Annotated in this window: 15 protein-coding genes and 1 pseudogene; 7 read left to right on the top strand and 9 right to left on the bottom strand. The window is 55.7% G+C overall.

Annotation, left to right across the window (positions count from 1 at the left end; genetic code table 11):
- The 3 genes and pseudogenes from RT613_RS15435 to fdxA all read left to right on the top strand — a co-directional run.
- Positions 1–1,659 (top strand): annotated as a pseudogene (locus RT613_RS15435) (helicase); the annotation flags it as partial.
- 4 nt (positions 1,660–1,663) lie between these two features.
- Positions 1,664–2,077 carry an RNA-binding S4 domain-containing protein gene (locus RT613_RS15430; protein ID WP_313616695.1) on the top strand — a complete coding sequence of 138 codons (414 nt, stop codon included), beginning with the start codon at positions 1,664–1,666 and terminating at the stop codon, positions 2,075–2,077.
- A gap of 157 nt (positions 2,078–2,234) precedes the next feature.
- The gene (gene fdxA / locus RT613_RS15425) at positions 2,235–2,573 is read left to right on the top strand and encodes a ferredoxin FdxA (protein WP_313616693.1); all 339 of its coding nucleotides are present in this window, start codon (positions 2,235–2,237) and stop codon (positions 2,571–2,573) included.
- Positions 2,574–2,668: 95 nt separating this feature from the next.
- Here fdxA and holA read toward each other — a convergent pair whose 3' ends face one another.
- The 3 genes from holA to leuS are packed head-to-tail and all read right to left on the bottom strand — an operon-like array spanning position 2,669 to position 6,887.
- Positions 2,669–3,706: a DNA polymerase III subunit delta gene (holA, locus tag RT613_RS15420; RefSeq protein WP_313616691.1), complete on the bottom strand. Its 1,038-nt coding sequence runs from the start codon at positions 3,704–3,706 to the stop codon at positions 2,669–2,671.
- A gap of 9 nt (positions 3,707–3,715) precedes the next feature.
- Positions 3,716–4,267: an LPS assembly lipoprotein LptE gene (locus RT613_RS15415; protein WP_313616689.1), complete on the bottom strand. Its 552-nt coding sequence runs from the start codon at positions 4,265–4,267 to the stop codon at positions 3,716–3,718.
- On the bottom strand, positions 4,257–6,887 hold the full coding sequence (gene leuS, locus RT613_RS15410) for a leucine--tRNA ligase (protein WP_313616687.1): 2,631 nt from the start codon (positions 6,885–6,887) through the stop codon (positions 4,257–4,259). The genes RT613_RS15415 and leuS overlap by 11 nt, the downstream gene beginning before the upstream one ends.
- A 189-nt stretch (positions 6,888–7,076) precedes the next feature.
- Here leuS and RT613_RS15405 point away from each other — a divergent pair, with 189 nt between their 5' ends.
- The gene (locus RT613_RS15405) at positions 7,077–7,736 is read left to right on the top strand and encodes a YggS family pyridoxal phosphate-dependent enzyme (RefSeq protein ID WP_313616700.1); all 660 of its coding nucleotides are present in this window, start codon (positions 7,077–7,079) and stop codon (positions 7,734–7,736) included.
- A gap of 87 nt (positions 7,737–7,823) precedes the next feature.
- Here RT613_RS15405 and bfr read toward each other — a convergent pair whose 3' ends face one another.
- The 3 genes from bfr to RT613_RS15390 form a co-directional block, all read right to left on the bottom strand.
- A complete protein-coding gene (gene bfr, locus RT613_RS15400; protein WP_192490482.1) occupies positions 7,824–8,309 on the bottom strand; it encodes a bacterioferritin in 486 nt (161 codons plus the stop codon).
- A complete protein-coding gene (locus RT613_RS15395) occupies positions 8,275–8,586 on the bottom strand; it encodes a (2Fe-2S)-binding protein (protein WP_313616684.1) in 312 nt (103 codons plus the stop codon). Before RT613_RS15395 ends, bfr begins: the two co-directional genes overlap by 35 nt.
- A 297-nt stretch (positions 8,587–8,883) precedes the next feature.
- A complete protein-coding gene (locus tag RT613_RS15390) occupies positions 8,884–10,065 on the bottom strand; it encodes an acetyl-CoA C-acetyltransferase (RefSeq protein ID WP_313616682.1) in 1,182 nt (393 codons plus the stop codon).
- Positions 10,066–10,287: 222 nt separating this feature from the next.
- Here RT613_RS15390 and phaR point away from each other — a divergent pair, with 222 nt between their 5' ends.
- Positions 10,288–10,875, top strand: a complete 588-nt coding sequence (gene phaR / locus RT613_RS15385) for a polyhydroxyalkanoate synthesis repressor PhaR (protein WP_313616680.1) — start codon at positions 10,288–10,290, stop codon at positions 10,873–10,875.
- Between the two features lie 49 nt (positions 10,876–10,924).
- Here the strand turns inward: phaR and RT613_RS15380 are convergent, their stop codons facing one another.
- Both RT613_RS15380 and RT613_RS15375 read right to left on the bottom strand, forming a co-directional pair.
- Positions 10,925–12,298 carry an MFS transporter gene (locus RT613_RS15380; protein ID WP_313616678.1) on the bottom strand — a complete coding sequence of 458 codons (1,374 nt, stop codon included), beginning with the start codon at positions 12,296–12,298 and terminating at the stop codon, positions 10,925–10,927.
- Positions 12,299–12,400: 102 nt separating this feature from the next.
- Positions 12,401–17,161 (bottom strand): NAD-glutamate dehydrogenase, encoded by a 4,761-nt coding sequence (locus tag RT613_RS15375; RefSeq protein ID WP_313616676.1) that lies wholly within the window; start codon positions 17,159–17,161, stop codon positions 12,401–12,403.
- Positions 17,162–17,707: 546 nt separating this feature from the next.
- Between RT613_RS15375 and RT613_RS15370 the strand changes: the two genes are divergently transcribed.
- Positions 17,708–18,292, top strand: a complete 585-nt coding sequence (locus RT613_RS15370; protein ID WP_313616674.1) for a CarD family transcriptional regulator — start codon at positions 17,708–17,710, stop codon at positions 18,290–18,292.
- A 64-nt stretch (positions 18,293–18,356) separates the two neighbouring features.
- On the opposite strand, the gene RT613_RS15365 is transcribed toward RT613_RS15370, so the two are convergent.
- On the bottom strand, positions 18,357–18,905 hold the full coding sequence (locus RT613_RS15365) for a L,D-transpeptidase (RefSeq protein ID WP_313616673.1): 549 nt from the start codon (positions 18,903–18,905) through the stop codon (positions 18,357–18,359).
- Between the two features lie 166 nt (positions 18,906–19,071).
- Between RT613_RS15365 and RT613_RS15360 the strand changes: the two genes are divergently transcribed.
- Positions 19,072–21,804 (top strand): DNA translocase FtsK, encoded by a 2,733-nt coding sequence (locus tag RT613_RS15360; protein ID WP_313616671.1) that lies wholly within the window; start codon positions 19,072–19,074, stop codon positions 21,802–21,804.
- The last annotated feature ends 65 nt before the right edge of the window (positions 21,805–21,869 follow it).

Genomic DNA, 21,869 nt, shown 5'->3' with positions numbered 1-21,869 from the left:
CTACATGAAAGGTTGACGAAACGCTTTGTTGATCGCAGGACATCTGTGCTCATGAAGCGCCTGAGAGAGAATGCGATGCTTGAAGCTGAAATCAGTGTGAATGGTGATGTTTTCGTTGAAGGACATCATGTCGGTCAATTGGCGGGATTCCGGTTTACGCCAATAAGCGGAACTGAAGGTCCTGATGCCAAGGCCGTGCAGTCGGCTGCGCAGAAGGCGCTTGCCCTCGAGTTCGAGGCGCGTGCTGCCCGTCTGCATGCCAGCGGCAATAACGATCTGGCGCTTGGCTCGGATGGCGCGGTGCGTTGGCTCGGTGAGCCTGTTGCCCGCCTTGCGGCTGGCGACAACATCATGAAACCGCGCGTCATCCTTTTGGCTGATGAGCAGTTGAACGGGAATGCCCGCGAACATGCGGTTGCCCGTGTCGAGCGTTTCGTGAACCACCAGATTGCGACGGTCCTCAAGCCGCTGGATGATATTTCCCGCGCTGAAGACCTGCAGGGTCTGGCGAAGGGGCTGGCATTCCAGCTCGTCGAAAACCTTGGTGTGCTGTTCCGTCGCGACGTGGCCGAAGAGGTCAAGTCGCTCGATCAGGACGCACGCGCTTCGATGCGCCGTTACGGTGTTCGTTTCGGCGCCTATCACATTTTCCTTCCGGCTCTGCTGAAGCCTGCTCCGGCGGAACTGGTCACGCTGCTTTGGGCGCTCAAGAACGATGGTCTTGGCAACCCTGGTTATGGTGACCTTATTCCGGTTCTGGCGGCTGGTCGTACATCTGTCGTCACCGATCCGAGCTTTGACCGTACATTCTACAAGCTGGCCGGTTTCCGCTTCCTTGGAAAGCGTGCTGTTCGTATCGACATTCTGGAGCGTCTGGCGGATATCATTCGTCCGCTGCTGCAGTGGAAGCCTGGTACACAGCCGCGTCCTGAGGGCGCTTATGACGGTCGTCGTTTCACCACCACCACCGGCATGCTTTCCATTCTTGGCGCAACGCTGGACGATATGGAAGAGATCCTCAAGGGTCTTGGCTACCGTGCCGATCAGGTGACAGCTGAGGACGCTGCTGCGTTCCTGGCAGGTCAGAACGGTCAGGCTGCTGCAGCTGAAGCGCCAGCCGCTGACGATGCCAGTGAAGAGCATGACAGCGACAGCGCTGCCGATCAGGATGCGTCTGCCGAAGAACCAAAGGCTGTTACTGAAGAAGCCCCTGCTGCTGCCAGCGATGCCGCTGTACCTGCTTCTGACGCAACTGCTGAAGCAGCAGAACCCAAGCCAGTTCTTCTGTGGCGCCCAGGTGGCCGCAATGAAAACCAGCGCAACGACAACCGTCGTCATGGCCAGGGTCAGTCCCGTGGTCAGGGTGAGCGTCGTAACGAAGGTGGCGAAGGCCGTGATCGCAACCGTGCAGCCTCTGGCCGTGACGGCAATCGCGACAACAATCGTGATGGCGAGCGCAAGCGTGACGGTGGTCAAAGACCTGATCGTGGCAACCGCAATGACCGTGGTGAGCGCAAGGACAAGCACGATCGCAATGACCGTGGCGGAAAGCCACAGTCGCAGCGTTTCGAAGCCAAGCCGCCGCGCAAGGAGAAGCCGCTGGATCCGGATTCACCTTTCGCAAAGCTCGCTGCGCTCAAGGAACAAATGAAGAAATAAGCTCATGGACGAAGAACAGTCAGGTCAGCACGCGCGCCAGCGCATCGACAAATGGCTGTTCTTCGCTCGCATGGCGAAATCGCGCTCCATTGCGCAAAACCATGTCCAGTCCGGACATGTGCGCGTCAATGGAACCCTCATCCGGCAGGCAAGCCACATGGTGAAGCCGGGTGACAAGCTGGAAATCAGCTTTGAACGCATGGATCGTATCCTTGTCGTGAAGTCCGCAGGTGACAGGCGCGGGCCCTATGAGGAAGCAAAGCTCCTCTATGACGATCAGACACCACCCCGTGAAAAGACAGAGCGCCTTACCCTGCTTGAGCAGGCTGTGCGCCAGCCTGGGGCCGGCAGACCGACCAAAAAAGAACGTCGTGAACTGGATAAGTTCATCTCTACTGCGAACGACGCTTCCGACTAGAATATATGACCAAATCACACAAGTTTTGTGAAATAATTATTCTTGCCTTCACTGTGTAAAGGCATTACGTCACTGGCGAAAATACCAATACCGCAAGTCCGGGCTGCGGATTTTTGCCGAAGCCTTCATTCCCGGAACGTGTATTCTGGAGTTCCTCATGACATATGTCGTGACCGACAATTGCATCCGCTGCAAATATACTGACTGCGTCGAAGTCTGCCCTGTGGACTGCTTCTACGAGGGTGAAAACTTCCTGGCCATCAATCCCGATGAATGCATCGACTGTGGCGTATGTGAACCGGAATGTCCCGCCGAAGCCATCAAGCCGGACACGGAGCCGGGCCTTGATGAATGGCTGAAGCTGAATGCCGAATATTCGCAGATCTGGCCAAACATCACCATCAAGCGTGATGCCATGCCGGAAGCCAAGGAAATGGACGGCGTAGAGGGCAAGCTGGCGCTGTATTTCTCTGCCGAACCCGGCAGCGGCGACTGATACCTCTGCACAGACTGATATTAAAAAGCCCTTGTGCGACAGCGACAAGGGCTTTTCTACTTTGTGGGTTCTGGTTGCCTCAGTCTGCCAGGCTGTCAGCCGCTACGACCTGATTGCAGGGTGGTGGACAATAGCGTGAGCAGGGCGACGCTGTCCTCAAGGCTTTGGCGCTGGCGGCTCTGCAAAATCGCGGCCTGAAGGCGGTTCATTTCACGCGCAATGGCGGCGGGCTGCCAGGTGCGCAGGGCACGTTCGATCACCGGCTTGCGGCGAAAATGAATGTGTCGCCCAAGCGTTTGCATGACTTGGCCGGCCTGCAGTTTCTTCTCATCCATTTCAGCCCGCATCTGATCCAGAAGCTGGAACTGGCGCAGGCATCCCTGCAGCACCAGAAAGATCGGCGTTTTGGAGGAAACGATTTTCTGCGTCGCGTGGAAAAATGCGTTGCGGTCGCCTTTCAGGATTGCATCAACGGCATCGTCCGCGGATATGGCGCTGGCATCGCCAATGATCGCCAAAACGTCCTCTTCCTCGATAACGCTGTTTCCGCGGCAGTACAGGGCCAGCTTACAGATTTCGTTGCGCGAGGCAATGCGATCCCCTCCAAGCGATTCTATCAACCTCTGGCGTGCCGCAGGTGCTATTCTCAACTCATCCTGAGCCAGTTCATGGTCGATGAGGGCGTTGAGAGCACGGGCATCGTCTGCGTAACAAGGGATGATGGCGATATCCCTGGATGGCTCGGCAATCTTGCGAAGACCGGTACCCTTCTTGAGGTCGCCAGCCTCAATGATCAGGAACGCCTGTTGCGGCGGGTTCTCGTTGAGAATCTGTACAGCGTCGATCAGGGCTTTCTCGCTGGCGGCGCCCTTGACCCAGACCAGCTTTTCACCACCAAACAGGCCAATGGCATTGACCTCATCGAGCAGGCGTCCAGGATCACCCTGCAAATCGCCGACATTCAGCTTGAGCGAGGAAAAGGCGTCGTTGACATCAATGCCCGTCTTTGACGCGATGAGCGACGCGCGCTCCGATACGAGACCACGGTCAGGCCCGTAGACCACAAACATGCGAAACCGCTCCACTGGTCTTTCAGCGAAGCGGTCGAATTCATGTGACTTTATTTCCGCCATGCCGGCGTCTCAGCGGCTCAGTGCAGAGGCGATATCCGTCCGGATCACTTCCGCAACTTCCCGCAACGCACGGTCCTGCGCATCGCGGACGGCGCGCATGTTGGCGAACTGCTGCTGTGGCAGGTCAACCATGGCGGTCACGGTGCGGGTTGCCGAACGCAGCACCTTCTGGTCGGAAATTCTGACCAGAACATATTGCGCAGACACATCGACACGGCCGGGATAATGACCTTCAAAGGTGTTATCCGGCAGGTTGAGATAAAGGTCGTTATCGTTCACCTCTGTCGAGGTGGCCGACGAGGTCACAACGAGCTTGACCTCATATTCCGGCTTCACCGGTTGGCCTGCGCCACCGGATGACTTGAAGATGAGTTCGTTGCGCAGCGCCTGTGCGATACGGCCGGTCACCGGCGCATATTGCACCGACGCCAGTTTTTCCGTGGTGCCCGATTCCTTGGAATAGAGTGGACGCACCTGACAACCGGCAAGGGCGCCGGACAAGACTATTGCGCACATCACAAATGCGATGCGGCTCCATCCGGAAGAGACGTTAGACGACAATGTTCACAATCCTTTGAGGAACCACAATGATCTTCTTTGGCGCGTTGCCTGCCAAGGCCGTAACCACGGAATCGAGAGCAAGAACAGCGGCCTTGACGGTATCTTGATCCGCATCGCGCGCGATTGTCAATTCTGCACGCTTCTTGCCGTTGATCTGTACAGGCATAACGACTTCGTTTTCCTCGACCAGTTTCGGATCGAAGCTTGGCCATGGGGTTTGGGCAACCAATCCGTCATTTCCGATGACAGTCCAGCACTCCTCGGCAAGGTGCGGCGTCATTGGCGCGATCATGCGAATGAGGATTTCGGCAGCCTCGCGGGCGGCAGCCTTGTCCGCATCGGACTGTCCACCGGCAGAGATTTCAGCAAACGGGCCGGCAAGGGCGTTGACCAGTTCGTAAATGCGGGCAATCGCCTTGTTGAAGGACAGCTTGTCGAGATCGTCCTGCACGGCCTTCAGTGTCTTGTGCGCAGCCTTGGAGACGGCAAGGAACGGTCCTTCTGTCGCCGGTGCTGGCTTGACGTTTCTGAGTTCGTCGGCCGCCTCGCCAAGGATACGCCAGACACGCTGAACGAAGCGATGTGCGCCTTCAACACCGGCTTCGGACCAGATCACGTCACGGTCAGGCGGGGAGTCGGACAGCACGAAGAAACGGGCGGTGTCGGCACCATAGGACGCAATGATATCGTCCGGATCGACAACGTTTTTCTTCGACTTGGACATCTTTTCGATGGAGCCGATTTTAACCTCTTCGCCGTTCGACAGCAGGAAGGCGCGGCGCGTGCCATCGGCTTCGTCAATACGCAGGTCTGCCGGCGGAACCCATTCGCGGCTTGCGCCTTCGCCACGGCTATAGGTTTCATGCACCACCATGCCCTGCGTGAACAGGCCCTTGAAGGGCTCCTTCACATCGACATGGCCGGTTTCTCGCATGGCGCGGGTGAAGAAACGCGAATAGAGCAGGTGAAGGATCGCGTGCTCGATACCGCCAATGTACTGATCAACCGGTAGCCAGTGATTAGCCACTTTCGGATCGGTCGGCTTGTCTTCCCATGGTGCGGTAAAGCGGGTGAAGTACCAGCTGGAATCCACGAAGGTGTCCATGGTGTCGGTTTCACGACGGGCATCCTTGCCGCATTGCGGGCAGGACACGTGACGCCATGTCGGGTGGCGGTCCAGCGGGTTGCCGGGAACGTCAAATGTGACGTCATCAGGCAGTTTGACCGGCAGGTCCTTTTTCGGAACCGGCACGACACCGCAGACTTCGCAATGGATGACCGGGATCGGGCAACCCCAATAACGCTGACGGGAAATACCCCAGTCACGCAGACGGAAATTCACCTTGCGTTCGGCCTGTGGCTCATTGCCCAAGGTCTGGGCAGCAAGCTTGGACACAACGGCCTCAAAAGCGTCGGTGGTTTTCATGCCATCGAGGAAACGCGAATTGATCATCACGCCATCATCGATATAGGCGGTGTCGCCGACGGTGAATGTCTGCGCATCTTCGCCTTCCGGCATAACGACGGCGACAACAGGCAGATCGTATTTGCGCGCAAAATCAAGGTCGCGCTGGTCACCGGACGGGCAGCCGAAGATGGCGCCTGTGCCGTAATCCATCAGGACGAAATTGGCGATGTAAACTGGCAGTTCCCAGGAGGCGTCGAGCGGATGAACGACCTTGACGCCGGTATCCATGCCCTTCTTTTCAGCCGTTTCAAGCGCAGCCAGCGAGGTGCCCTGACGGCGGCACTCTTCACAGAATGCGGCAATCTCCGGGTTGTTGGCAGACAGCGCCTTTGCCAGCGGATGATCGGCTGAAATGGCGAGGAAGGATGCGCCGAACAGCGTGTCTGGACGTGTGGTGTAGACGGTGATGTCCGAGAAGCCCTGCGGTGCGGTTGCAGCTACGGTTTCCCAGCGCAGCGACAGGCCTTCCGACTTGCCGATCCAGTTCTTCTGCATCAGGCGTACTTTTTCCGGCCACTGGTCGAGTGTGTCCAGAGCTTCCAGCAGGTCTTCTGCAAAGTCGGTGATCTTGAAGAACCACTGGGTCAGTTCGCGCTGTTCAACCAGCGCGCCGGAGCGCCAGCCACGGCCGTCAATAACCTGCTCATTGGCAAGAACGGTGTGGTCGACCGGGTCCCAGTTGACCTTGGATTGCTTGCGGTGAACGAGGCCGTTCTGCAGGAAGTCGATGAACAGCGCCTGCTGGCGGTGGTAATATTCCACGTCGCAGGTTGCGAATTCACGGCTCCAGTCCAGAGATAGTCCCATAGACTTCAACTGGTTCCGCATGGTCGCGATGTTCTGGTAGGTCCAGTCCTTCGGATGCACCTTGTTCTGCATGGCCGCGTTTTCGGCCGGCATGCCGAATGCGTCCCAGCCCATAGGGTGCAGAACGTTGAAACCGCGTGCACGCTTGTAGCGTGCAACCACGTCACCCATGGCGTAGTTGCGCACGTGGCCCATATGGATGCGGCCCGATGGATAGGGAAACATCTCCAGAACGTAGTACTTCTCGCGCGGGTCGGTGTTATCGGTTTCGAAGACCTTGTCTTCGTTCCACTTTTGCTGCCAGCGTGGCTCGGCATCGCGAGGATTGTAACGTTCGGTGGCCATTCTCAAAATCCGGTATCCATGGGAAAATTGCGCTGACCTTCACCATGAAACAGCCGGTGCGTCAAGTTTGCTGGCATCACAGGGCGTTCAAACTTTGCAATTGGCACGCAAAGGGCACAAAGCGGCTTGGCTTTCGATGGTGTGGCGTCTAGGTAATTGCGGGTATTGTCAGCAATGAAAGCCGGTCTCATGGAAATCGAACAACGCCTCGCAGAGGTCAGAAACCGCATCGCAACGACGGTCAAAAAATCCGGACGCAAGGCCGCAGATGTGGCGCTTGTTGCGGTGTCCAAAACCTTTGATGCGGATGATATTGCGCCGGTGATTGCCTGCGGACAGCGTATTTTCGGTGAAAACCGTGTTCAGGAAGCGCAAGGCAAGTGGCCAGCACTGAAGGAGAAGACGCTCGATATCGAATTGCGGTTGATCGGGCCGCTGCAGTCCAACAAGGCGGCGGACGCCGTGGCGCTGTTTGACGTGATTGAGAGCGTCGATCGAGAAAAGATTGCCCGGGCACTTGCGGAAGAATGTGAAAAGCAGGGGCGAGCATTGCGCTTTTATGTGCAGGTCAACACCGGTCTTGAACCTCAGAAGGCTGGCATTGATCCGCGTGAGACGGTTGCCTTTGTTGCGCTTTGCCGGGACGAGTTGAAGCTGTCGGTCGAAGGTTTGATGTGCATTCCGCCAGCGGATGAAAATCCCGGACCGCATTTTGCGCTTCTTGCCAAACTGGCCAAGGAGTGTGGCCTGAGCAAGCTTTCCATGGGCATGTCGGGCGATTTTGAAACCGGTATCGAGTTTGGCGCAACCAGCGTGCGGGTCGGTTCGGCCATTTTCGGGTCGCGCTAAAGCGTGTTTGAAAAAGCCCAGAAATGAAAAGCCCCGGCATAACCGGGGCTTTTGTTTGTCAGGCATAAGCCTTGCGCATCATGTTGCTTATTCGGCGGCGTCGGCGGAATCAGCGTTGAGCTGACCGTATTTTTCTTCGCCAATCTTGCCGAGAAGTTCGAGCTGGGTTTCGAGGAAGTCGATGTGACCTTCTTCATCGATCAGCAGTTCTTCGAACAGCTTCATCGATACGTAGTCACCGACCTCATAACAGATGTCACGCGACTTCTTGTAGGAGGTGCGTGCGTCATATTCACCAGCCAGATCGGCTTCCAGCACTTCCTTGACGTTCTGGCCAATGCGCAGCGGCGCAACGGTCTGCAGGTTCGGGTGACCTTCAAGGAAAATGATGCGGTTGATGATCTTGTCGGCGTGCTGCATCTCTTCAATGGATTCAGCGCGTTCCTTCTTGGCGAGCTTGGTGTAGCCCCAGTCGTCCAGAAGGCGATAGTGCAGCCAGTACTGGTTTACAGCACCAAGTTCGAGGAACAATGCCTCGTTAAGCCGCTCGATGACTTTTTTGTCGCCTTTCAATGTCCGCTCTCCTGTTTTCTTCATGGAATTGTCTCAGGCGGGACATGAAATCAAAAACTTCGGCTTCCGTCGAGTGGTGACGGGCGTGGTACTCTTCGGTTGTCTTGATGATGAGGTCGACGACAGTCGGAAAACAACCGCAACAACGACCACGTTTTTCCATCGCGTGGTACACTTTTGCAGGTACGATCAACTGCCAACAGTCTTCGTCCAGGAGCTCATTGATGACGTCCCGGATGTCGTTGTCGGTGATGTAATTGCAGCTACAAACCAGCATGGTGAAAGAAGACCGTACTACGCAACATATTGTTTTTGCACTTAAAGCAAAAGAGGATGCTGGTTGTCAAGAAAAAGCATTGTGCAATTGTTTTGCAAGAAAATTAGATTCGTTCTAAAGTTGACGAAATTTATCGTATATTCATTTACTTAGTAAAATTCGCATTTGAGAAAATTTCAATTTTCTTATTTTCGATACTCTAAAAACTGCGACAAAATGCCGCAGTTTATGGTTCGTAAAATTTGTGGTCTGCGACTGTTAAAACTCTTGCTTGTATCAAGCAACGGCTCTTGCAGCCTACATCGCCTCAACACACATGGCGACTCCCATACCGCCTCCGATACACAACGTGGCCAATCCCTTTGCGACGTTGCGGCGTTTCATTTCGAACAGCAGAGTGTTGAGCACGCGGGCACCAGAGGCGCCAATCGGGTGACCTATGGCAATTGCGCCACCATTGACGTTGACGATGGCAGGGTCAAAGCCAAGGTCCTTGACGACGGCGCATGACTGGGCCGCGAATGCCTCGTTTGCCTCCACAAGACCGATATCGGATATCGACCATCCAGCCTTGGCCAAAGCCTTGCGCGACGCCGGGATCGGGCCTGTACCCATGATGCTGGGGTCGACACCAGCCGTTGCCCAGGACGCAACTCGCGCCAGTGGCGTCAGGCTGCGCTTTACGGCTGCTTCTTCCGTCATCAAAAGGACGGCGGCGGCACCGTCATTCAGACCCGACGCATTGCCGGCTGTGACGGTGCCTTCCTTGTCAAAGGCGGGTTTCAGCTTTTCGAGCAGTTCGATGGTCGATCCCGCCCTGATATATTCGTCCTTGTCGACAATGATCTCGGCTTTGCGGCTTTGAACGGCAAAAGGCACGATTTCATCGTCGAAGCGACCGGCAGCTTGCGCAGCCTCGGCCTTGTTCTGCGAGGAAACGGCAAACTCATCCTGCTCCTGCCGCGACAAATGCCACTGGCGGGCAATGTTTTCTGCTGTGATCCCCATGTGATAACCGTGAAACGCGTCGATCAAGCCATCCTTCAACATGGTGTCGACCATTTTGAAATCGCCCATTTTCACACCGCCGCGCAAATGGGCACAGTGCGGGGCCATGGACATGGATTCCTGTCCACCGGCGATCACCATGTCCGCGTCACCGCTTGATATCTGTTGCATGCCGAGTGCGACAGCACGAAGGCCGGAACCGCAAAGCTGGTTGATCGCAAAGGCTGTTGCTTCCTGCGGGATGCCAGCGCGCATGGCCGCCTGGCGGGCCGGGTTCTGGCCTGCGCCCGCCGTCAAGACCTGCCCCAGTATGACTTCATCGACATTGCCGGCTTCAACATTGGCTCGATGCAGAACAGCCTTGATGACGGCTGCACCCAGTTCATGGGCTGGCGTGTTGGCAAAACTGCCATTGAATGAGCCGACGGCGGTGCGTGCCGCACTGGCAATAACGATGGACGGGGAAGTCATGCTCAGTCTCCTCTTGAGAGGGCGGAGACTGTCAAAGCGCATCAGCCAAGTCAAATGTTGTTCGCGCAGGCTTTGAGAAGCAATTGGCATGATTGCAGTGCACATTATGCTATTGCGACGCACAAATCTGTTGTCATGCCGTCATATTTGCGCTTACACTTGCCGACGGGAGAGCATGAAACACCAAGATATTATAGTTTGCTATATCGTGAGGAGGCGAGAATGGCGAAGCGCATCAGTGATGAGATAATCATCAAGAAATACGCCAATCGGCGTTTATACAATACCGGCACCAGCACCTATGTCACACTTGACGATCTGGCCCAGATGGTTCGGCGCGACGAGCAGTTCAAGGTTCTTGATGCCCGCACATCCGAAGACATTACTCATACGATTCTGACGCAGATCATTTTCGAGCAGGAAGCGAAATCCGAAAACTCGCTGCTGCCGGTGTCTTTTCTGCGCAAGCTGATCTCCTACTACGGCGATCAGATGCAGACGCTCGTTCCGGCATTCCTTGACCAGTCGCTTCGGTCTTTTTCCGAACAGCAAGGCCAGATCCGTGAACAGGTCAACCGTACCTTTGGCAACACACCGCTTGCCAAGGACATTCCGGCTCCGGTGGCAGCCGTGGATGAGCAGGTGCGTCGTAACACCGAAAACTTCCGCCAGAACCTGCAGGCCTTTTCGCCATTTCTGGCGACAAAATCCGGCAGTGATCGTGATGCACGGTTAGGCGCTTCGGAAATTGATGACCTGAAGGCGCAGTTGAAGGTTATCCAGCATCGTCTGGATCGCCTGGATCATTGATTGAACAGTCGTGTGAGGCATTGGGAGGTGCCTCACATTGCCTGTTCCTTCAGGCTGATTTGATGGCGTCGGGCACACGGACCATCAAAACCAATCCTGCGATCAAGAATATCAGCAAGGTTGCTATGCCAAGGTGCGCAGACCCTGTGGCATAGGTCATGATGGAAAACAGGAGGGTAGCCATGAAACTGGTGGCCCTTCCTGTCAGCGCGTAGATGCCGAAGTACCGCCCCGTTTCCGATAGGGAAATGTTGCGGGCGAGGTAGGAGCGTGACGAGGCCTGTACCGGGCCGAAAGCAAAACCGATGAGAACGCCAAAAGCCAAATAGGCCTTTTCAGCACCGGTCGCGAAAATCCCGCCATTGTCCTCCTGCGACAGTTGCAGCAAACCAAACAGGGTTGAGCCTTTTTCGGTTGAAACAATACCAAGTGTGGCGATCAACAGAATGACGAGGCTTATCAGGATCATGGTGCGAGAGCCGATGCGGTTATCGAGCGAGCCGGCGATTATGCAGCCGAAAATTGCAATGACATTTAAAATGATGCCGTAAATGCCGATTTCCATGGTGGCCCATCCGAACATGCCGGCTGCGAACACGCCTCCCAGGACCAACAGGCCGTTTACGCCGTCCTGATAGATCATTCTGGCAATCAGAAATCGGGCGAGCGGCCGTCTTGTGCGCAGCTCTTGCAACGTGCCGCGCAGCTCGTGAAGGCCCTGGCGAATGGCTGTTTTGAAAGCCAGGCGCTTGGGTGCGTCCGGTGTGAACAGGAACATCGGGATCACGAACACCAGATACCACACTGCGGAAATCGGCCCGGTTATTCGCGCATCTTCACCCTGCGCGACATCAAGACCGAACAGCGGCTGGATGCCGATGATGGTTGTGCCCTTTTGCGGATCGGCTGCCAGAAGCGCAACCACGCCGATCAGCACAATCATGCCGCCGAGATAACCCAGGCCCCAGGCAATGTTTGAAAGCCGTCCGATTTCGTCAGACGGCACCAGCCGTGGCATCATCGAATCATTAAAGACGATGGAAAACTCTGCGGCAATCGATGCCAGTATCATGAACAGCACAGGCCACAGGATAGGTGAGCCGGGTGCTGCAAACCACAACATCAACAGGCTGGCAATTTTGATGGTCGCAAAAAATGCGATCCATGGTTTGCGCGCGCCGGATTGATCGGCGATGGAGCCCAGCACCGGTGACAGGATGGCAATGATGATGGAGGATATAGTTGCCGTATTGCTCCACATGGCCTGAGCCGAGATCGGATCATCTGTCAGACGGGACACAAAATAGGGGCCGAAAATGAAGGTGGTGACGACAGTAAAAAACGGCTGTGCCGCCCAGTCGAACAATATCCAGCCCCTGATGCCGTGCTTGCTGACGGCTGTCTCAATCGAAGTCTCGGTCAAAGGCAGCTCCACTTTTGCAAGGGATCAAAAGGCGGGCGAACACATATGCCATAAAATAGCCCGGCCCCATTTATCGCAACGGAGCCGGGTGTAACAGCATTTTCAGGCTGTGCGATCCTGAGCAATGTCGGATAGCAGGCTTGCCGCAACCGTCAACCGGGCGAGATTAAGCTCGCCGGTGTCGGTGAGGTTCGAAAGCTCCGAGGCAATACGGTTTACACGCATGCGATCTGCCGTGTACCACGCCTGAACCGGGTCCTTTTCCTTTGGGTAGGCAGTGAGGGCTGATATGACGATGCGACGGCGCGACGAGGCAATCAGGTCCTGACCACGGGACAAGGCAAGGCTTTCATAGTGATCGCCTGTGCTGATGCGCCGGCTTGCTTCCAGAAGCCTGATCACGCGGAAGGTCGCCGAAACCGAAGCATAGCTGTCGGCTGCTCGGGTGAGCGTGGTATCGGCGCGTTCGCTGATCTGCATGATTTCAGGTGTGAACGCGAGATGTGAAAGAACCGACAGTTCCTTCTCAAGCTCAGGCGGCACGCCGTCCTCCGACACGGCATCTGCAAATGGCAGGCGTTTGACGAGCAGTGGCTGCAGGCTCTTGACCGCCTCCTTGAGGCGAGCCACGTCTTCTCCCATCGGCCGATCATCGGTGGCCTGCGTTTGCAGGAACAGGCGTGTTGCATCCAGGAAAATCTGCGAAACCCGGGCGTAAAGACCGTTCTGCACGTCTCCAGACAACACATTGTCGAGCTTGTCGATGGCGTTCCACAGCCGATCGAGACCGAAGCCATCCTGAACGATGATCGCGGCTTTCACCACATCGGCTGCCAGGAGGCCGCTTGCGTCACAGAGCTTCTGTACGAAGCCGGGCCCACCGCGGTTGACGACATCATTGGCCAGTACTGTTGCAATGATTTCGCGACGCAAGCGATGTGCTTCAATATCACCGGCATAGGTCTTTTGCATTTTCGCCGGGAAATACGACATCAGCAGATGCTGCAGGTAGCTGTCGTCAGGCAGGTTGCTGGCCACCAGTGTGTCAAACAATGTCAACTTGGCGTAGGACAGCAGCACTCCGATTTCTGGACGGGTCAGCGGTTTTCCAGCCGTATAACGCTCCGTGAATTCCGCGTCATTGGGCAGGGTCTCCACCTTGCGGTTCAGCTTGCCCGCTGCTTCCAGCGCGCTCATCAGACGGCCGAGATCTTCACGGTTTTCCAATCCCTTGCGCTCTGTCAGCGAGATGGCCAGAGACTGGAGGTAGTTGTTGCGCAGAACAAGCGACGCAACTTCACTTGTCATGGATGACAGAAGCTGGTTGCGTTTGTTCATCGGCAGTCTGCCATCCTTGACGGCAGGCGAAAGCGCGATCTTGATGTTGACTTCAACGTCGGAGGAGTTCACGCCCGCCGAGTTGTCGATGGCGTCCGAGTTCGCACGACCGCCGTTCAACGCATAGGCAATACGGCCCTTCTGGGTCACGCCCAGGTTGGCACCCTCACCAATAACCTTGGCAAGCACTTCGCCGGCATTGATGCGGATGGCATCGTTGCTGCGATCACCGACCTCGGTGTTGGTTTCAGCGGCTGCCTTGATATAGGTGCCGATACCACCAAACCACATCAGGTCAACAGGGGATTTGAGGATTGCTGTCATGATTTCCGCCGGCGTGGCGACTGTTTGGTCGATGCCGATGGCCGTTACAGCTTCCGGTGTCAGGGTGACGGATTTTTCCGCGCGGGAAATAATCATGGCACCCTTGGACAGCGTCTTGCGGTCATAATCCTGCCAGCTGGAACGCGGCAGATCGAACAGGCGCTTTCTTTCCGCGAAAGACTTGGCGGTGTCCGGATCCGGATCAATGATGATGTCGCGGTGATCGAAGGCAGCGATCAGACGGATTTTTTCCGACAACAACATGCCGTTGCCGAAGACGTCGCCCGACATGTCACCGACGCCAGCCACGGTGAATGGCGTGGTCTGAATATCGATGTTCATTTCACGGAAGTGACGTTTTACGGTTTCCCATGCACCGCGGGCGGTGATGCCCATCTTCTTGTGGTCGTAACCGGCCGAGCCGCCAGAGGCAAAGGCATCGTCCAGCCAAAAACCGGCATCGTGGGCTAGACCGTTTGCCGTATCGGAGAAGGTTGCGGTGCCCTTGTCGGCAGCCACCACGAAATAAGGGTCGTCGCCATCCAGGCGCAACGTGTCGGCCGGTGCCACGATATCGTCACCGACGATATTGTCGGTGATCGACAGCAGCGTGCGAATATAGGTCTTGTAGGCCTCACGGCCAGCGTTGAAGATTTCGTCGCGACTTCCGCCAACTGGCAGGGATTTCGGGAAGAACCCGCCCTTGGCGCCAACCGGAACAATCACGGCGTTTTTGACCTGCTGTGCCTTGACCAGACCGAGCACCTCGGTGCGGTAATCCTGGCCACGATCCGACCAGCGCAGGCCGCCACGTGCGACCTTGCCGAAGCGCAGATGAACGCCTTCGACCTCCGTGCCATACACGAAGATTTCGCGGAACGGGCGCGGATCTGGCAGGCCGTCCAGCAATTGCGGATCGAACTTGAAGGCCAGCATCGCCTTTGGTGTGCCGTCTTCATTTTTCTGGAAATAGTTGGTGCGCAGCGTGGAATCGATGGCGTTGACGTAACGGCGAAGCGTACGGTCTTCATCGATGCTCGGAACCTGCGCCAAGCCCGTCTCAATGCTCTTATGAAGTTCGGACAGTTTGCGTGGTCGGTTCTTTTCCGACAGTTTGGGGTCGAAACCATGACGGAACAATTCAAAAATATCGCGGGCAATGGCCGGATATTTGAACAGGGTCTCTGAAATGTGTTCCTGGGCGTAGACGATGCCAGTCTGGCGCAGGTAACGGGCATAGGCACGCAACACTGAGACTTCGCGCACCGTCAGGCCGGTTGCCAGCACCAGGCGGTTGAAGTTGTCATTGTCAACATTGCCACTGAAGGCCGCAAGGAAAGCGTCCTCAAGCTGCTGGCCGTGTTTGGAAAGGTCAATTGGCATGCCGTTCTGAATGGAAAGCTCCATATCGTGCAGTACGATATGGCATGTTTCATTGCCGGTCACGACACCGATATCAAATGTGCGCTCGCTGATGACGCTGAAACCGAGGTTTTCCAGCAAGGGGACGCGACGGGAAAGTGGCAGATGTCCATCACGGTGGAAAATTTTCAGGGACAGGTGTTCCTGTCCTTCGCCCGCTGCGCGGTAGAATTCGATGCGGATTGTCTCACCTGCCGCGCAGGCCGTGATAGAGGCCATGTCACCGAAGGCTTCCTCCGGTGTGAAGGCTTCCTTGTAGGCCTGATCGACGTCAAGCGTCGCAGCACCGACTTCACCAAGTGCGTTGAAATGGTCAATCCAGCGGGCAGCAATATCGCTGACGGCTTCTTCCAATCTATCTTGCGCAATACGCGGGGTCTTGCCATCGGTGCGACCAATGATGAAGTGAACACGGGCTACAGCACCTTCCGGGAATGCCGGATAATAGGCGGAGACGTGGCCTTCATAGACTTCGCTGAGATAGGCACCAATTTTTTCGCGGACGAGAGAATTGTATTCTTCTCGCGGTACGAACACGATCACCGACACGAAACGGTCAAAACGGTCGATGCGTGGCAGAACACGCACGCGCGGCCGGTCGATGAGATCCATGATCTGTTCGCTGAAGCGAATAATCACATCATTTTCGATCTGGAACAGATCGTCACGCGGATAGGATTCCAGCGTGTTTTGCAGGATGCGGCCGGAGTGGCTATTGAGGTCGAAGCCGAAATGGCGCTCTACAGCAGCTGCCTTGGCGCGCAGCAGTGGGATCTGCTTGACCGGGCGCGTATAGGCAGTTGCGGTGAACAGGCCAACGATGCGCAATTCGCCGATGACATTACCCTCGGCATCAAACCGTTTGACACCGATGTAATCCATATAGGCCCGGCGGTGCACGACGGATTTGACGTTGGCCTTGGTGATGATCAGGAAATCGGGACCATCAAGGAAGGCCAGAATTTCAGGCGTTGTGGTCACGGCATCCTTGCCAAGACGCAGCACCCGCACATCCGGATTGGTCAAAATGCCAAGGCCGGTTTCATCACCACGTTCGACCTTGGCGTGTTTGCCTTTGCCGGAATAGGCATAGTCCCGCATGCCAAGGAATGTGAAGTTGTTGTCGCGCAGCCATTCGAGAAAGGCGACAGCTTCGGCACGCTCGCTCTTGCGGCGGTCGGAACCGCGTTCGGCCATTTCGCTGATCGCCGTGTCGAGCTTGGCCAGCATCGGCTTCCAGTCGTTGAACGCGGAATGCACCTGTTCGAGAATGGTTTGCAGCCGCTCAATGAGGTTGGCAGCGGCGGGGGCTGAAATCGGTGCAATATGAAGCTGGATAAGGCTGATATTTCCTGCCGGATCGCTATCGGCATCTGCCAGATGAAAGGCGTCTTCAGCCTTCTTGTCGGCAACGAGGATCGGGTGGATGGCGAGATAGAGATCGCGGTGATTGCTTGTGACCTCTCCCATGACGGAATCATAAAGGAATGGCATGTTGCGGTCGATCACGGTCAGAATGCAGACAGGAACGCCCTTTGGTGACACGCTTTCGATCTGACTGACATCGACATGTGGTTTCTTGCCATCCCATTGGGCAAGCTGATCATGGGTGTGAACCGCATTGGCGGCCAGCATGGCAGCCGAATAGTTCTCTAGGTCGTCGGAACTTGCACGCCCGTACAGAAGCGTCGTGTCGAGGAAGGGTTTTTTGATTGTTTTTGCAACCTCGCTGGCCTGCGCGATCTGTTTTTCTTTTTTGGGATTGTTCCTGTAGACCATGTGTTCCCTCGTACGAACGACGAATCCTAGACGGTTTTGTATATTTTGGGGCATCCTAGCCCTCGAATCGCGATCATGGACAGTAAATATGAACAGTTTACGGGCGGAATCTCGCAAAAACGTCCAAAAACTGAAAATTTGTTTGTAAGGCCGTGCGAATCTCTTTAGGCGACAAAAAACATCGCTGTGGACAGTGCGAAATTAACGGTCGGGCCACCTTATTGCCACCAAAAGCGTGGCCGCTTCGCCACGATTAAAGCAAATTATTGATTTCCACGTATTTTTGTGATACACCACAAGAACTGATCCACTTAGTGGCATTTCGCATGCCCGAAAACATCACGAAAGCAAATATCATTTTGCACGTTGTCTCCGTGACATAGTCTAGTTTTATGTTATCGAATCTACGATTGCGATGGTGTTTTTTTATGCGTGCTGACCTGGATTGGTATGGAGTCACCTGACGGTTTCCCCCGTCTCATACGGGCCTGACCGACCCGAACCCGGAGAAAACTCCGGGTGTGTAACAGGGAGTTTTTAGAACGAATGACGACCCAGCAGAAGAAATCTCCGGCGCGCCACGGATTCAAGACCGGCGAAGCGATCGTATATCCCGCTCATGGGGTCGGTACCATTTCCGCTATTGAAGAGCAGGAAGTGGCTGGCATGAAGCTTGAGCTTTTTGTCATCGATTTCGAAAAGGACAAGATGCGCCTCAAGGTTCCGGTTGCCAAGGCAGTGAGCATTGGTATGCGCAAGCTTTCCGAGACTGATTTCGTTGAGCGTGCGCTGAAGGTTGTTCAAGGCAAGGCCAAGGTAAAGCGGACCATGTGGTCCCGCCGTGCGCAGGAATATGATGCCAAGATCAATTCCGGCGATCTGATCGCCATCGCAGAAGTGGTTCGTGACCTGTACCGCGCTGAAAACCAGCCGGAACAGTCTTATTCCGAGCGCCAGCTTTATGAAGCCGCACTTGACCGCATGGCGCGCGAAATCGCCGCTGTTAACAAGATGTCGGAAACCGAAGCTGTTCGTCTGGTTGAAACCAACCTCAACAAGGGACCGAAGCGTAGCAAGGTCGTTGAAGAAGACGAGAGCGACGCTGACGATTCTCAGGAAGAAGCTGCATAATAGCGTTTTTTGCCGATCTTTAAAAAAGCCCGTCAGTGATGGCGGGTTTTTTTATGTCCGGTTTTTAAAGGACTTTCAGCGTCATGCCCCTGCGCAAATGCGGCAGCAGGCGCTGCATGTCCCGCAAGCTAAGTCCAACGCAGCCAGCCGTCGGCTGATATCCGGGGCGGATCAGGTGGAAGAATATTGCCGATCCCCGATTGCGGCTGCGACTGGATATGTTCCAGTCGAGAACGATGCAGATGTCATAAAGGCCATCCTGGCGCATCAATTCTTCATGGCTTGGTTTGAACGGTGCCGAAACCGGGCGGTTATAAGAGGCATGCGTTGGTGCATCACACCACAACATGGTTTTACGTACGCGTGTGAGGTTTAAAGGGGAGCGGATGTTTTTCAGGCGATCGCCACGCATGAAGCCGCTCAAAATACGCATGCTGGCTATGGGGGTTTTGCCATCGCCTTCTTTTTTCAGGATCGTGCGGCCATTGCGGCCGATGGCAGCCGGAAATGTCAGTCCACCATATTGCAGAAGTGCCCTGCTTTTTTGACCTGGCGCCTGCCGCACCACGAGACAGCCAAGTTTTTTACGTGTTTCCGAACGTGAATTTGGCATCGATTTCCTGAATTTCCCCTCGCAGTAGACGGCCATCATATCAAATATTCCATGGTTAATGCGACGTTAACCCTCCGTCGGATATTTTGACCTGTCATCTGGAATTGTGTCTATGGGCGTCCTTGCCTGTGGGACTACGAATTTACGGGTTCAGGACATGGGAAAAATGAATACACCGGCTTGGGACGATGGTCCGCATCGCTTTGCGCTGAGCGCATTTCTGATGCGACAAATCATGGCGCTTGCCGGTTTCGCAGTTTTTATTGCGCTTGCGCTGGCGGTGGCCGCTCTGGCGACGTGGAATGTTTCCGACCCGAGCCTTTCCTACGCGACATCCAATCAACCGACCAATATTCTCGGATATAGCGGCGCTGCCTTCGCCGATATTCTGATGCAGTTCTTTGGCCTTTCGGCAATCGTCAGTCTTCTGCCGGTGCTGGCCTGGTCTTTCTGCATGATTTCGGGGCGGCGGTTGCGACGGATTCCTGCCCGCATTGCCACATGGCTCGGTGGAGCATTTGTGTCTGCGGCCGCTATCGGCTGTTTTCCCGCGCCTGCCACCTGGCCGCTGCCGAATGGCATTGGCGGTGTGATCGGTGACATGATCCTGCGTTTTCCGGCACTGTTCATCGGAGCCTATCCAACCGGTACCTTTGCCATGGTTATCGGCTGCATTTTTGCCGTACCTGCAACCTGGATGCTGCTGTTTGCCGCCGGGATTCTGACCGGTGCCCAGGACGAAGAAGACGAAGAGGATGAAATGCCTGCCGCCGTTTCCAGCAGCAAGGCACGCAGCCTGCGCGACATGGAAGAGGATGACGAGGATGATGGCGAAAGCTTCCTCTACCGCATCCTGCCGATTGGCGCGGCTGCCCATTACTGGTACATCACGCAGGCGCGGGTGCGTCGCGTTTTCGGCATCAAGCCACGGGCATCGTTCCGCAATGATTTCGAGCAGCCCTATGATTTCAACGATGAAGATGATGACTTCGCCGTTGATGAGGTGCCTGCACGTCATGCACCGGCACAGGCAACCCGTGTAACACAGCGCACCGAGCCTTCCTTCGAACAGCGTGCAGAAGCGCGTGCGCAATCTGAGCGTCGCGTTGTTGCGCCACCGCCAATTTCGATTGGTGATGAAGATGATGACGACGAACCGCCATTTGATGTGGATGAGCGTCGCCTTCCGGCCGGCATTCTGTCTGCCGATGACGATGATGATGATCTCGACATGCAGGCGGAGAATTTCGTGGCGGGCACACCACGCCCCGCCAACGGCCAGAAAAACCCGTTGCGTGTGACGCCACAGGTCACGCGTCCGCAGCCAAGTGCGCGGGTGATGCGTGAGGCACAGTCCTCGTTTATCGATCCTGATGGTTTCCAGCTTCCGTCCGTGCATCTTCTGGCAGAGCCGAAGGGCGTGGTGCGTGACCACACGCTCAGCGAAGAAATGCTGGAGCAGAATGCCCGTATGCTGGAAGGCGTTCTGGAAGACTTTGGCGTCAAGGGTGAGATCATCCATGTTCGCCCCGGTCCCGTTGTTACGCTTTACGAACTTGAGCCTGCACCAGGTATCAAATCCTCGCGTGTTATCGGTCTGGCCGACGATATTGCCCGCTCGATGAGCGCGATTGCCGCCCGTGTTGCCGTGGTTCCGGGTCGCAACGCCATTGGTATCGAATTGCCGAACCAGAGCCGTGAAACGGTTTATCTGCGCGAGTTGATCGGTAGCCGTGATTTTGAAGGCAGCAAGGCAAAACTTGCCATGTCGCTTGGCAAGACCATTGGTGGTGAAGCAGTGATTGCCGACCTTGCCAAGATGCCTCACCTGCTGGTGGCGGGTACTACCGGTTCGGGTAAGTCGGTTGCGATCAACACCATGATCCTGTCGCTGCTTTACCGTCTGTCGCCGGAGCAGTGCCGTCTGATCATGATCGATCCGAAGATGCTGGAATTGTCCGTTTATGACGGCATTCCGCACCTGCTTTCTCCTGTTGTGACCGATCCGAAAAAAGCCGTCGTTGCCCTCAAATGGACCGTGCGCGAGATGGAGGAACGTTACAAAAAGATGTCGAAGATCGGTGTTCGTAACATCGATGGCTTCAACTCACGTGTTCAGCAGGCAATCGACAAGGGCGAAGTGCTGACCCGTACGGTACAGACAGGCTTTGACCGCCAGACCGGTGAAGCGATCTATGAAACGGAAGAGTTTGATCTCAAGCCGATCCCTTATATCGTCGTGATCATCGACGAAATGGCCGACTTGATGATGGTCGCGGGCAAGGATATTGAAGGTGCAGTGCAGCGCCTGGCACAGATGGCCCGTGCAGCCGGTATCCACGTTATCATGGCGACACAGCGTCCATCGGTTGACGTTATCACCGGTACGATCAAGGCCAACTTCCCGACCCGTATTTCCTTCCAAGTGACGTCGAAGATCGACAGTCGCACGATCCTTGGTGAGCAGGGTGCCGAGCAGCTTCTGGGCATGGGTGACATGCTCTATATGGCCGGTGGTGGCCGTATCCAGCGTGTTCACGGTCCTTTCGTGTCGGACAATGAAGTCGAGGAAATCGTTGCCTATCTGAAGACCCAGGGTGCGCCGGAATATCTCGAAGCCATCACCATCGATGAAGATGAAGAGGGCGGCGCCGGTGGCGGACCTGCCGGAACCGGCAACCTCGCGGACTCGGAAGATCCGTACGATCAGGCCGTTGCTGTCGTGCTACGTGATGGAAAGGCCTCGACCTCCTATATTCAGCGCCGGCTTGGCATTGGTTACAACCGTGCCGCCTCACTGATCGAACGTATGGAAAAGGAAGGCGTCATCGGCCCGGCAAACCATGCCGGAAAACGCGAAATTCTCGTGCCGACGGAAGCCGACATCATCGAGCGATAAATCTGCGCAACTCCTTGGCAGCATGAACGTTTGGTAATCTGACGCGTCATGAAGCTGCCGCCTTT

The sequence above is a fragment of the Agrobacterium sp. genome, from assembly GCF_032092815.1.
Classification (GTDB): domain Bacteria; phylum Pseudomonadota; class Alphaproteobacteria; order Rhizobiales; family Rhizobiaceae; genus Agrobacterium.
Note: the sequence above shows the minus strand (reverse complement) of the source record. Positions and strands in the feature narration are given on the sequence as shown.

What these genes read in the sequence shown, in the direction of transcription:
- fdxA (WP_313616693.1), top strand. Translation starts at nt 2,235, where the DNA reads ATGACATATGTCGTGACCGACAATTGCATCCGCTGCAAATATACTGAC.
- RT613_RS15360 (WP_313616671.1), top strand. Translation starts at nt 19,072, where the DNA reads ATGAATACACCGGCTTGGGACGATGGTCCGCATCGCTTTGCGCTGAGC.
- RT613_RS15365 (WP_313616673.1), bottom strand. Translation starts at nt 18,905, where the DNA reads ATGCCAAATTCACGTTCGGAAACACGTAAAAAACTTGGCTGTCTCGTG.
- holA (WP_313616691.1), bottom strand. Translation starts at nt 3,706, where the DNA reads ATGGCGGAAATAAAGTCACATGAATTCGACCGCTTCGCTGAAAGACCA.
- phaR (WP_313616680.1), top strand. Translation starts at nt 10,288, where the DNA reads ATGGCGAAGCGCATCAGTGATGAGATAATCATCAAGAAATACGCCAAT.
- RT613_RS15395 (WP_313616684.1), bottom strand. Translation starts at nt 8,586, where the DNA reads ATGCTGGTTTGTAGCTGCAATTACATCACCGACAACGACATCCGGGAC.
- leuS (WP_313616687.1), bottom strand. Translation starts at nt 6,887, where the DNA reads ATGGCCACCGAACGTTACAATCCTCGCGATGCCGAGCCACGCTGGCAG.
- RT613_RS15405 (WP_313616700.1), top strand. Translation starts at nt 7,077, where the DNA reads ATGGAAATCGAACAACGCCTCGCAGAGGTCAGAAACCGCATCGCAACG.
- RT613_RS15430 (WP_313616695.1), top strand. Translation starts at nt 1,664, where the DNA reads ATGGACGAAGAACAGTCAGGTCAGCACGCGCGCCAGCGCATCGACAAA.
- RT613_RS15390 (WP_313616682.1), bottom strand. Translation starts at nt 10,065, where the DNA reads ATGACTTCCCCGTCCATCGTTATTGCCAGTGCGGCACGCACCGCCGTC.
- RT613_RS15370 (WP_313616674.1), top strand. Translation starts at nt 17,708, where the DNA reads ATGACGACCCAGCAGAAGAAATCTCCGGCGCGCCACGGATTCAAGACC.
- RT613_RS15375 (WP_313616676.1), bottom strand. Translation starts at nt 17,161, where the DNA reads ATGGTCTACAGGAACAATCCCAAAAAAGAAAAACAGATCGCGCAGGCC.